General features: G+C 29.9%; 9 protein-coding genes. 8 read left to right on the top strand and 1 reads right to left on the bottom strand.

Translation table 11 applies throughout. From position 1 onward, the window contains the following. Position 1 precedes the first annotated feature (1 nt). Both OQ292_RS33955 and OQ292_RS33950 read left to right on the top strand, forming a co-directional pair. Positions 2-460, top strand: a complete 459-nt coding sequence (locus OQ292_RS33955; RefSeq protein ID WP_284688731.1) for a hypothetical protein — start codon at positions 2-4, stop codon at positions 458-460. Positions 461-494: 34 nt separating this feature from the next. Beyond that, complete coding sequence (locus OQ292_RS33950) at positions 495-791, top strand: hypothetical protein (RefSeq protein WP_284688730.1); 297 nt, start codon at positions 495-497, stop codon at positions 789-791. Between the two features lie 53 nt (positions 792-844). On the opposite strand, the gene OQ292_RS33945 is transcribed toward OQ292_RS33950, so the two are convergent. After that, positions 845-1513, bottom strand: a complete 669-nt coding sequence (locus tag OQ292_RS33945) for an antA/AntB antirepressor family protein (RefSeq protein ID WP_284688729.1) — start codon at positions 1511-1513, stop codon at positions 845-847. 1340 nt (positions 1514-2853) lie between these two features. On the opposite strand from OQ292_RS33945, the gene OQ292_RS33940 reads away from it, so the two are divergent. The 6 genes from OQ292_RS33940 (at position 2854) to OQ292_RS33915 (ending at position 13668) form a co-directional block, all read left to right on the top strand. After that, complete coding sequence (locus OQ292_RS33940; RefSeq protein WP_284688728.1) at positions 2854-3795, top strand: replication initiation protein; 942 nt, start codon at positions 2854-2856, stop codon at positions 3793-3795. A gap of 380 nt (positions 3796-4175) precedes the next feature. Further along, entirely contained in the window at positions 4176-5051 is an 876-nt protein-coding gene (locus OQ292_RS33935; protein WP_284688727.1) for an SDR family oxidoreductase, read from the top strand. A 10-nt stretch (positions 5052-5061) separates the two neighbouring features. Then, positions 5062-7323, top strand: coding sequence for an ATP-binding response regulator (locus OQ292_RS33930; RefSeq protein ID WP_284688726.1), 2262 nt, complete (start codon positions 5062-5064; stop codon positions 7321-7323). A 202-nt stretch (positions 7324-7525) separates the two neighbouring features. After that, the gene (locus OQ292_RS33925; RefSeq protein ID WP_284688725.1) at positions 7526-8569 is read left to right on the top strand and encodes a hypothetical protein; all 1044 of its coding nucleotides are present in this window, start codon (positions 7526-7528) and stop codon (positions 8567-8569) included. 24 nt (positions 8570-8593) lie between these two features. Continuing rightward, positions 8594-12979 carry an Ig-like domain-containing protein gene (locus OQ292_RS33920; protein ID WP_284688724.1) on the top strand — a complete coding sequence of 1462 codons (4386 nt, stop codon included), beginning with the start codon at positions 8594-8596 and terminating at the stop codon, positions 12977-12979. Next, positions 12952-13668: a PKD domain-containing protein gene (locus OQ292_RS33915; protein ID WP_284688723.1), complete on the top strand. Its 717-nt coding sequence runs from the start codon at positions 12952-12954 to the stop codon at positions 13666-13668. The genes OQ292_RS33920 and OQ292_RS33915 overlap by 28 nt, the downstream gene beginning before the upstream one ends. The last annotated feature ends 20 nt before the right edge of the window (positions 13669-13688 follow it).

The raw sequence follows: 13688 nt of genomic DNA, 5'->3' as shown, positions 1-13688 counted from the left end.
TATGAAAAAGGAAAACAATTTTAAAAACCTTAATCTGGAAACAATAGTAGACGATCCTTTTGCACAGGATGAACCAGCACCAGTAGCAAAGAAACCTGTAAGAAAAACGGATAAAACAATCCCAAAAGCTAAAGTTATGACTGAAGTAAAAGAAACAGCAAAAACTGAAAACACTACTAAGAAATCGAAATCAAGTAGTTCAAAAAAAGCTGATGAACTTACCTTTAATGAGCTTACCGATTATGTGAATATGTTACCTGCTGAACTATTCAGAGAAAAACTTTCTACAGTGCAAATTCCTCAAGAATTTGTGGAGCTTATTAAACAGGTATCGTATGAAACTGGAAAGCCTGCATTCCAAGTTGCTACTGCTTTAGTACAAATGAGTTTAAGCAGAATGAAAGGAGATATTACAGAAATGCTTGATAGAAAATCTAAAAAGAAGATAAATCTTATATAAATTAGTGTATCGTTTATTTAAATGAATCCAATCTATGGAAGCATTATATACTAATGAAATATTTAAAAATATTCTTTTTTATGTATCTGTTTTAATCTACCTGTTTATTATAGCTGTAGTTGCTATAAAGTTATTAGCAAAAAAACAGATTATTAACAAATCATCAGTAAAGGCATCATCTATTAGTAATGATGATGTCAAACGTATCTTTGCATTTACTTCCTCTTTAAATTCTGAAAAAGAGAAAAAAGAACTACCATTTAAAAAGGAAAGTGATTATAATATGGAAAATAATTTCTTTAAAGAGGGGAATCATGATTTGGGAATTTAAAAGAGCTTATAAAGTGACTAGTTAAAGCTCTTTTATAAAAATTGATTCCGTAATTATTCTTCCAACTTTTTAATATCATTAATATCTTTTTGCTGAGGTAAATCCTCTGGTACAATACCTTTATTTAATAATGCACCTCTTACTTCAAAATGATTTTCCTCATTGGAAGTTTTTATACTTTCAGTATCTCTCAAATCATTTGAATGAGTATGAAAGTTTGTAATTTGAGTTGCAAGATCTCTAGCAGTTAGTAGTACAGTTTGCAGTAATTCATCATCTACTACTTTACCATTCATAAATACTTTTTTGCCTGCAGTATCAATTTCTATGTAATTCTGTTCAGAAAGGCCTCTCTCTAATAGTGTATTTTTAAATTTCTCTTTGGAACTTTCCAATTTCATAAAAGCAGAAAAACGTTTATCTGCCGCCAATTGTTTTAATTGCTCTTCGCATTTAATGAAATAACGTCTTGCTTCTTGACCTCTACTAGTTCTGGCTAGCATACACACCTCTTTAGCCATGTTTATAGTAAAGAAACACTCTTGCTTTGGACGGCCTCCAGTACTTTTACTCACGTCTGAGTAAAAGTAATCTTTGCCCTCATAAAACCCATAATCAAATATTCTCTTAAGCCAATCATTAGCTCTCGTTTTAATACCTAGAAAAGTTCTGAGTTCCTCAGAGTCAATTACATTTCCTTGATATATTTTGATGAGTTCCATATTATAATTGATTTATTTCAGCTAACAAAGAAAATAAAATATATTGATTTATACCTTATACTACTATGATAATATATGGGAAAAGGGGAGAAGTAATTTATACTTCTTAAAAGTATATCGAAGCTCAAATGAAAATACAAATTGATAATACACTATAACATATCCTTGTAAATCAACATAAACACATTAGGTGGGAGTAATACCTAGCTAAAGTTTAAATCATCCATATACAAGTCATTTCATAAGTATCTGTTTTTCAGACACTTAAGTTAATTTGCTAGGTGCGATGGGAGTAATACCTAGTTGGAAGAGCGAGTAAAACATAGTTAGGTGGGAGTAATACCTTGTTATTCAACTATCATAGATGGGAGTAATACCTAGTCTCATTGTAAAGTTCATTTATAAATAAAAATCACTTAAAGGATTGTGATTTATTCATCTCATAATCAGATACTTATAACAGGGGCGAGAAAAACATTGTGCCAATGTAAAATTCAAATTTATGCTAAATTAACATTTTTAATTCTTCTATATATCTGTTAAGAACTTCTAGATTCAAAATAAAATTCGTGCTTATTTATAATAACTAAACAATTAGATCATCAGAATTTTAACTTTTATAATATTTATCTATTTATATTTATTATTATATATTACAGTTCACGTAAATGTCACATAACCAGATAGTTACACTAGTTAAAAGCGAGTAAAACCTAGTATATATGGGAGTAATACCTAGCTAATTAGCGAGTAAAACCTAGTATAAGTGCGAGTATTACCTAGTTAAGGAGCGAGTAAAACCTATCTTAGGTGTGAGTAAAGCTTAGTTGGTGGGAGAAATACCTAGTAATGATGTTTTCTTAAAAAATATATATCAGTTGTACTGAAAATAATCTAATGTTAGGTGTGAGTAAAACTTAGTTAATAAAAGGATACCAAATTTTATTTTTTAGTCATATCATTTAAGAGAAATTTTTCTATTTAAGAATTGAAATTTTGCAAAAGTCTATTTTGTAGAAGTCTAGATGGGAGTAAAACCTAGTTATAGAAGCGAATAAAACCTAGCTAGATAGAATTATTACCTATTTATATTAAAATTACTCTTTTTATGATCTAGATGGGAGTATTTCCTAGCATAGGAGCGAGTAATTCCTAGCATAGGAGCGAGTAAAACATAGTTAGGTGGGAGTATTACCTAGTAGATGGAAAAAATCAGCAAAATGTGATTTGAAATGTGGTATTTATACTTTGTTATGGCATATTGATTTGTCTTCCAAATAATATAAGTGCGAGTAAAACCTAGTTGCAGATTCTTTATATTTACAAAAAAGTCTGTTGTCATGAAGATTAAAAACAAAAACGTAACACAACATAATACACTCATCAATTCAAGCTTTACTTTAGGTATTTTTGAGATGAGACTTTTTTTGTTTCTACTTAGTAAAGTAACAAAGGAAGACACAGATTTTCGTCTTGAAAAAATTCCAGTTGAGCTATTTAGGAATGAGAGTGGGAATATCCTTTATCAGGATATAATGAATGCAGCAGATAAAATTGTAAGTAGAAAAATTGCTATAAAAAGTGATGAAGGGTTTGATTATATTCCGTTATTGGCTCGGTGTACCTATAGAAAAGGAGAGGGGTATATAAATATAATGTTTAACCAACAGATAAAAAGTTATTTACTTCAATTGAAAGGTAACTTTACAACCTCTCAGTTAAGTGAATTACTTAAATTAAAATCTTACTATAGCCATAGAATTTATTGGTTACTTAAACAGTATAGTACCTTTGGAGAAAGACATATTGAACTAGAAGCATTGAAGCATATTTTAGGTTTGGAAAATAAATATGCTAGATATCGTGATTTTAAAAAGTATGTACTAGAAAAATCTAAAAGTGAACTTGCGAGAACAGATATGGCATTTACATTTGATGAAATAAGATCAGGACAAAAGGTTATAGAGATTAATTTTCACTTTCAAAAATCTTCAAGTAAAAATAAGTTGGATGGTTTTCCTACTGTAGATGAAGATCTTTCGGAAAAAGAACAACGATTGGTAGAGAGATTAACAGAGTTAAAACTAGACAAGTGGCAAATAGAACGAGTACTTGACAAAGTTGGCCCAGATCCTGAAACAGGTATTTGGAAATTGATCAATGAAATCAAGATGGCCAAACGTGATGGTATAATAGAGGATTTAGGCGGATTTACTGCTAAGAAACTTGATAAAAAGTACCATCTCGGATTTTTTAAAACTGATAGTTTCGATTTGTTATAATTTGACACTTCATATACTAAAAAGGAGAGGAAGTAAGGCTCTTTGCTTTTTTTATAAAATTAAGCAGAAGAGAACTTGTAGTATATTGTAATTCTGATATACCCAAAGAATGGGTGAAGATTGATTTTAGACATTTGTTATTAGATTTAAACATTAATCGATAACATTGACATAAACCCACTTAAATATATCCCTTCAAATAGATAATTCGACCATTCCCATGGTTAGCCTTTTGAATAAAAACTTTAAATTAGAAAATATATTTAAATTGGTTTTCTACCAAAATTTATTGATAAAAAATTGATTTAATGCCAATATTTTAAGAACTTAACTATCACATACTAGCTATTTTCAAAATAATTATCAGGTATTCTTTAACCTTGATAAATACAATTGGAGCTTCATCAGACTTTGACTTTTTTGAGTTAATTCAATTTGAATTAATCAAACTGAAAAGAACTAAGAATCGCATGAAGAAAAAAGTACTTATTACAGGCGCATCAAAAGGAATAGGTAAAGCAATAGCAGAAAACTTGATAAATGATGGAAAATATGATGTATATGGCACTTCTAGGAACCCAGATAATGTAAAAGATAAAAACGATAGGCTTACACTCGTTAAACTTGATGTTACCAAGATAGAAAGTATTCAGGCTTGTTCAGATCAAATTGGAAATATTGATATTTTAATAAACAATGCTGGACAATCTCAACTAGGTGCTGCTGAAGATACTTCTATTGTGAAATATAAAGAATTGTTTGATGTCAATTTTTTTGGCGTTGTTGGAGTTACTAATATTTTCTTGCCTAGTATTAGAAATAATAAAGGTAAAATCATCAACATAGGATCTCTGATTGGAACTTTTAATTTGCCTTATTATTCATCATACACAGCATCTAAAAGTGCTTTACAGGGCTACTCTCATAGTTTAAGAATGGAATTATTAAAGTTTGGTGTTCAGGTAACTCTTATTGAACCAAATGACTTTGCTACTTCAATTGAACCTGAAGTATTATGCAAAGAAAGTTCTGTATATACTCAAACATTAAATATTATAAGGGAAAAGATTAGAGCGAATATGTCTAAATCTGAATCTCCAGATGTAATAGGAAAATTTATAGTAAAACTTCTGACAAAGCAAAAGCTGAAAGCATATTATCCATATGGAGGAAACGCTAAAATGCTAACCATCTTAAAACGTATGCTACCCCATGAAATCGTCCACAAATTAACAATGCAATCTTATAATTTATAAACTCAGTAAAATGCATGAATTACTTCAATTATCAAAAAGCAGGCTATTGAAGCCTTCTAGAACTGCTAAGAGGAGGGTGCTTATTATTTTAAATGTCACCTATATTATTGCAACTTGCGTTTTTTTGATTACGCAGAAAGTTAATACAGGTATTCTAGTTCATAATGTAAAGCTTTTTTATTTTGGTTACTTACCAGCATTGACTTTAAACTTTTTATCTCTAATATTCCATTTGATGGAATTGTTTAAAGTGGAAGTTCCAAGAAAAATAAATGGTAATGTATTGGCTATTTGCTCAATTATACCTGTGTTTTTTATGAGTTTTCTTAATCAAATTGGGTATGGTAATCCTGGTTTTGATTCTATCCTTTTTGATTATCCATTAGCTATTGCTCTCATACTAGTTGCAGCAATGGTAGTAAATAAAGACGCAGCTATTATCTGGTCAGTTATATTATTTGGAACTTTATTCTATAATGTTTCGCTTCGTGGTGTGAATTATCAATATCATTATTTAACCCCTAATGAAGTAGTTAAATACGAAACTGCTTTAGCACAAGGAGATGCAAATGCATTAAAAAGACAAAAAGAATTGAAAGAAGCTGACTTAAATCCTCCACAAATAACAAGATATACATTACAGTGGATAGTCTTTATAATAATTACAGCAATGGCAGTGGTAATATTTACAGGTGCAAATAAAAAAATAGTAAATCTGGTTTCTCCAGTAATAAATGAGATTGAAAAAGAGAGTTTAAAATTAGCAAGAAAAAAAGCAGAATTAGAAAAGGAGATTGCAATTAAAACAGAGAGACAGAAGATGAGTGATTTGCGTGAACAGACATTTATTAATCTTGCACATGAAATTAGAACGCCTCTAACTTTAATCAATAATTCTCTTGATGAATATACCGCAAGTCATGAATCCAATAATAAATTAGAGCTGATAAAATTACATACAAGCAAACTCACTAGGGATATTGTTAATTTTTTTGATTTAGAAAGATTAGAAAAAGGATTTGAGTTATACAATCATGATACATGTATAAATTTTAGTGAAATGTTAAATGGTTATTTGACGCTATTTATGTCATCAGTTCGGAAAAAAGAATTACAGTTAGAATCAAATATAGAGGATGATTTATTTGTAAAAGCAGATGCTATGGCATTAAGTAGCATTATAAAGAATTTGTTAGAAAATGCACTTAAATACACTAATACAAAAGATAGAATTTTAGTAAGTTTAACAGCTTCAGATGGGCATGTAATTTTTAAAGTGCGAGATACTGGAATGGGAATTCCAAAAGAAGATCAAAAACTGATATTTCAACCTTATTATCAAATCAAAAATAAGAAAAGGAGTAATGATGGTATGGGCTTAGGCTTGCCAATTGTTGAGAACATAGTTAGTCAGTTAGAAGGAGAAATAACTTTAAAAAGTGTATTACATGAGTATACATCTTTTAGTGTAAAACTACCTAAAGTAATAACAGAAAGTAGTATAGGTTTATCTAGTAAATATGATTTGGAGACTACTTCATATTTAAACTTTAATGAAATAGAGGTAAAAGATGCAATAAGCTCGTCATATACTAAGCATATTTTAGTTGTAGAAGACAACATTGAAATGTTGAAGCATATAGTTATCAAACTTGGTTTAAAGTTTAATGTCTATGCTGCAAAAAATGTAAAAGAAGCTTTTCAGAAATTAGAAGCCATGCAGAAAGTAGATTTAATTATTTCTGATATTATGATGGATGAGATTGATGGTATACAATTCCGAAGAGAGCTTATAAACAATCCTGAATACAAAAATATATCATTTATCTTTTTAAGTGCTAAGACACATAAAAAGAGTAAAGAAGAAGGTCTTGCTCTGGGTGCTATAGACTATGTATCCAAGCCATTTAATATGACAGAATTAAGTATTAAAGTTGAATCAATACTTAACAATCAAGAGAGGCAATTAAAAACTTTTGGAGATTCTTTAATTAAACAAGCTATGTCCAGGCTAAATGAAAAGTATAATGGTAATTCTTGCCAATTAAAAAACAAAGAATCTTTTGAGGATACATGTAAAAGTGTAGGGTTAACACCAAAAGAAATAGAGGTATCTCAATTCATTACAAAAGGATTTTCATATAAGGAAATAGCTAATAGGTTACATAGATCTGAAAGAACTATTCAAACACATGCTAAAAAGATATTTGAAAAAGCAGGAGTTAATAACAAAGTTGAATTACTAAATAAATTAGGCTTATCAGAAGGCTAGAAGGCTTTTATTAATGAACTAAGTAATTATAGGTATAAAAATACCATACTTTACGGATTGTATTTTTTAAGTTAAAATCATTCATTTGGATAAATCATTATTCTATAGATATGTGGAAGTTTTCTAAATATCTACTTATCGATGAATCATAATAACAATCTAAACAACACATTGATTTTTTCAATCGTAACTTCTATTTGATATGCGTTATTTTTTACTTGCAGCTATATTTATCCTTGTTATAAATGTACGAGTAGAACAACTTTTTGCACAAGAAAATTATTCTGAAGAAGAGTATTTAATTAATAAGAGTAGACAGCTGATTGAAGAATATTCTTTATTGTTAGATTACTTATTATCAGATAAATTGAATGAAGGAGAAAAGAAAATAATCATTAGAAATAGCTATTCAGAAACTGCAAATGCTAATAAGGTTTTTTATAATGATGATGTTATTATAGAGGATTCTTTTCTTTTTGGACATATAACCGATATTCCAGTTGAAGCTTACCTTAATAACCTCATTTTATTTTTTGATGAGAAGAATGCTGAAATTTCCATCAGTGAAATTACTCCTTTGTACATAAAAGAGAAAGATTATAGGTTTTGTGATGTTAGATTCAAAAAATCTTTTACAGGATATCATAAAACAAAAGGTTTTATTCATTCTGATATGAATCTAATAGCTCATATAAGAATAGAGCAATTAGAAAATGATTGGAAGTTATCAATCCAAGGAATAGAGTTTTTTAATCCATTAACTCATACCAAAATTTCGAAAGAAGAAATTATTAAAGTAACATATAATTATATTCTTCAATGGGAAGCTCCCAGTAAATGCCTGAAATATTCTTATGAAATTTATAATGGTAACGAATTAATTGCTACCACAAATGATACTTTTTTAATCGTTGATCAATCTGTGAAAGATAACTTAAAAATTATATCAATTTGCCGAGAAAAAAGTGTTGAATCAATCACAAAGTTTGATATTCCATTAGTACAGAATAATGGGGATACTTATTATGTTACATGGGATAATATAGAGCTTGAAGATGAAGGATTGCTAAAAATTACTCTTTATCAAAAAGGTAAATACATAAGAGAAATAATCAATGGTTACAATGGTAATTTGTTGATTTGGAAACCTCAATATGAAAAAGGAGAGGGTTACTACTTCAAAGTGAGCAGTGAAAAGGATACTTCAAAATATTTAGTAAGTCAAAGATTCACTGTAAATAGATAATATACTTTCAAATTTTATTGGTAGATGAAATACATTTTATTGATCATGATATTTTCATGTCCTTATATATCTATGTCTCAACGAAAGTCTCCTTTAAACCAAGACAAGGTTTTACTCGCTAGTAGTAACGAATTCATCTTAGATGATTTAGGAGAGGAAGAATTGGCTCGTGAAGAGACAACAATTGTATGTATTATTGGTACTGGTACATTCACAAAAGTTACAACAGCTACTTATAGATATTTTGTTGAAGATGAATTTGCAATAGATAATAGTTTAGTAAATCTTGTAGCAACAGATAAAGAACTTGTTATAATGCCAAGTGTTGTTGGAAAATTTTCAATTAAAGAGAATTACATAAAATATGTAACAGCAATTAACGGATGTTTTAACACAACGTCAACAGAAATTGATGGTGAATATGAGGTAGGAGAATTCGATGTAACTATTCTTGAAATGAATTCTCAAATAAGTACTGAAACTCCATTATTAATATATCAAGAAGGGAGTGAGCTTAATCTAGAAAACTTTTATGAATTAACTGATGAAGAAGGAAGAAAAAAAGTAAAGTATTTTGTAAAAGGAGAAGAAAAATCAGAAAAACTTGACCCAACAACATTGGTAAGTGGTGAAAATGATCTTTTAATAGATGGGCAGTTTGATAATGAATCTAAGCAAATAAGTTATAATCTTAACATCATTAATCCAGAGTTAACTCAAGAGGTAATAAATATTTGTGACCTAGAAGTATCAGCATTAGACCTGAGAGAATTCTTTACTTTTTCAAATATTGAAGGATTGGAATACGAATTCTCGGGCCCAGGTGTTAATGGAGATCAAATACTATTGACTAGTGAAAATCTAGAAATAGGAAATAATGAAGTAGTTATAAAGATTTCAGGTTTTTTTAACGGTGGTGAGAAAATTTTAAGATTGAACATTAATAATGATGTGCAAGAAGTATTTGCAGGGATTGATCAACAAGTTTGTGTAGGAGATATTTTAACATTAACAGGAGAACAACCTGCAGGAGGAGTTTGGAGTTCTGAGTATTTAATTATTGAAGATAATAATCAAATAAATACATCAAGTATACAACCAGGAACATATACTGTTGATTATAATTTTACAGATAGAAATTGTTCTAATTCTGCTACTAAAACGATCATTGTAAATCCTAAACCTACCATAGAAGCTGGTGAAGATTTGAATTGGTGTGGAAGTGGACAGGTAACCTTACAAGGTTTTTCTCCTACTGGAGGTAAATGGTCATCAAATAGTAATCAGATAATAATTAATGAAAATCTAGCAATTATTGGAGAAGTAGATTTTGAAGGTAATTTATCTAAAGATTTCATATTAACATATCAATACTCAAATGAATTAGGGTGTGAAAATACTGATACTAGAGTATTAAAATTATATGATGATCCTGTTATACCAGAGCTTACATACACCAACATTTGTGGGACTGGACAAACAACTATTACAATAGAGAATTTCAACTCTGCATTTCGATACGATTGGTATGAAAATAACCAGAAACTAGTTGGAGTAAATGGTAGTAATTATACAACAGGTATTTTACAAGAGAATAAGCAGTTTCAGGTAATAGCTTTTAATCCACTTTTGCCAGAATGTCAAAGTATGGGTAAAATTGATGTACAATTAACTCCGCCACCTAGTTTACCATATTCAGATGATCAAGTAATTTGTGAAGCTCAAATAGTAGTTTTATCAGCAAATCACCCTAGTGCTGTTACTCATTTTAATTGGTATGATATGAATGGTAATCTATTAAATGAAGAGTCAGGTTTAGGTGATACATACGAAACAAAAACAGTAATCACTCAAGATGCAAGTTATTTTGTTTCAGCTGTAATTAATGGTTGTGAAAGTGAGAAGAAAGAAGTAAAGATTTATAAAAACAATTTACCAGAAAATCCTTTAGTTGTAGCTAATGAAGTTTGTGGTGCTGGTGAAGTTAAAATACAAGTTATTAGTGATAATGGAGATGATTTTAGATGGTATACTACAGATTCAGGTGGAGATATAATATATACTGGAAAAGAATATAATATTTACTTAACTCAAACAACGGACTTCTATGTGGCAGCTGTGAATAATAGAGATATCACAGGTTTGGGTAGTTTCAGTTGTGAAAGCGAAAGAGTAAAAGTAACAGCAAAAATATTAGAAATTCCAAGTGCACCTAAAGGAATTGAATATAGTACATGTGGTTTGGAATATGTTGAACTAGAAGCTATAGGTGGCTTGGGTGATAATTATTATTGGTACAATATAAATGGGACTAAGGTTGCTGAAGGGAACGTATTTAAATTGGGTCAAGTAAGTAAAAATGAAACTTATTATTATTCAACATATAGTATAGATGGTTGTGAAAGTGATAAAAGCGAGATCAAAATTACTTATAATGAACCTCCAAGTTTGCCATCAGTGAAAGATTTAGAAAAATGTGGTGAAGGTGAAATCGAAATTTCTCCAGTTGGAAAAGAAAATGCTGTATTTAGGTTCTATACTGAAAGTGATAGAGATAATTATATTTATGAAGGTGTATCTTATTCTCCTTTTATTTCGGGATATACTAGGTTTTTTATCAGCCAAGTAATTGATGGTTGTGAAGGACTACAACAATCTATTGAAATAACATTTAATTCATTACCCAGTCCTCCTATTGTAGAGAATTATAGTTACTGTGGAATAAGCACGATAAGCTTGTTGGCAAATGGTGGCCAAACAGGTAGTACTTACAATTGGTATGAAAGTTTAGAAGCGGAAATACCTTTTTATTCTGGCAGTAAGTTAACTGAAAACGATGTTTCGACATCAAGAAATTATTTCGTTTCCACTGTATCGAGCCAAGGTTGTGAGAGTGAAAGAGTAAAAGTAATAGTTAATATTAATGAAGTGCCAGAAGCACCAGAAACGATTGAAGGCTATATTTGTAGTGGTTCAGGTAAAACCACATTAACGGTTGTAAGTAACCCCAATTATACTTATGAATGGTATGCATCCTCAATGCAATTATTATTTGTTGGTACTATCTATCAAACTCCCTTATTAAATAATACTACTACTTATCAAGTTAAAGCGATTTCTCCAGAAGGTTGTGAAAGTGAATTTGCAACAGTAAGTGCTGTAGTTATAGATGATGAACCAATAGATATTGGAGGTAATATTTCACTTTGCAAATGGGGTGCTAATTATAATCTAAATCAAGATGTAAACTTAAAGGGTGGAGTTTTTTCAGGTGCGGGTGTATTTAACGATTCGTTATTCACACCTGATGTTCTGGATGAGGGTTCATATGAAATACAGTATACCTACTATAAGGGTGATTGTAAAGCTTATGGTAGTAGATTAATTACTATAAATGAGGGAATAGGTGAGCATAATATTGATTTAGGTAATGAAGTAATCATTATTTGTGAGAATGGTTTCCCTGTTGATTTGAATGAATATTCTCCTTATGAAAATGGAACTTGGACGGGTGAAGGTATAATTAATAATATTTTAGATCCTACTCAGCTTAATACAGGTACATATAGTTTGAGTTATTCTGTAGAAATAAATGGCTGTATTTACGAAGATCAAAAACAGATTGAAATATCGACAAGTAATGCAGAAACACCTAGGATTTCTAAATCTAATATCGAAGCATGTCAAGGTGAGTTGATAGAAGTGTATGCTACTGTAAATGGAAACAATACAACATATCATTGGTACAATGAAGATACGAAAGAATTACTTGGAGACGGATTGGAGCTGGAATTTATTGCTAAACAAAATTTCATCTTGTCTTGTAGAGGAGTAGATTATAAAGGATGCGAGTCAGCACCTATTCTATCAATTGTTGAAATTTACGATTTTCCAGATAGCATAATAAGTAGTAAGAGTCAGGTTAATACTGGTGAATATGTTGAATTTGATTTATTCGATCCTAATGAAGAAAGTAATAGATATAACTGGAGCTTTGGAGATGGACAAGAATCATCACTAAAATCGCCAGCAATATTTTACTATACTGAAGGGAAGTATGAAGTTAGTTTGATTATTTCTAATTCAAGTAATGACTGTATCGATACACTTTCGAAATCCATAATAGTTGGAGCGAGCACTATTGCTGATACTATCATAACAAGTCTAATAAATAGCCCTCAAAATAATCAAGCTATTGTATCACCAAATCCATTTAAGAATGAATTAAGAGTTGAGACTGAAGAAAAAAATATTGATATAAAGATTTATGACTTGTTAGGTAGACAACATCTTAAGTCATATTTCTTTAGACGAGAAGGCAATGTAATTTTTATTAATACTTCTACACTAAGTACTGGAGTATATATTATTAGAGTCAATTCATGGAACCTGAAAATGATGAAACTATGAATCGGTTTGTAATAATATGTCTCTTATTTCTCTTGTATTCTTGTGAAGATAGGTGGAATGAAGTGCTAGTTGAAAATCTACCTCCTGATATTGGTTTTATAATTGATGGTGAAACTAAAAATTTGAGTGGGGTTAGATACACTTATTTGGTTGATAGCTTAAAAATTGGATTAAAATCAGCTGAACAAAGTTTTACATTCGAGGTGGTTGTAGAAGATGATAACGATTCTTTTGAACTTGAATATTTCACACCTGAAAACAATAAGATTGAGGTAGTTAAACTGGAAAATAAAACATTTCAACTGACGTATTGGCCAGAAAAGATAGGTGAAAATTTAGTGAAAATAACTGCTATAGATGACCTAGGTGAAAGCTCTAGTATATTGTTGAATTTGAAGGTATTTGAAAACCTATTGCCAATTGCTTCATTTACTTTTTCTAGAAAAGGAACTATAAGGTCAGGTCATTACGAGTTTGATGGCTCAAGTTCTTATGATTTGGATTCAGAATATGGAGGGAGAGTAATAATGTATCAATTCGAAATTGATGGTATTCAAATTCAATCCGATAAACCTTATGTGGAATTTATCTTTCAAGATGCGGGACAATATGAAATAAAGTTAAAAGTGCAGGATAATGATGGAGATTGGGGGGAAGAAATAAGAAAACTTGTTGAAGTTAATTTTTAAAAGCATACATCCATGAAGTA

Source organism: Chondrinema litorale, assembly GCF_026250525.1.
Taxonomy (GTDB): Bacteria; Bacteroidota; Bacteroidia; order Cytophagales; family Flammeovirgaceae; genus Chondrinema; species Chondrinema litorale.
This window is presented reverse-complemented; position numbering and strand designations above follow the sequence as displayed.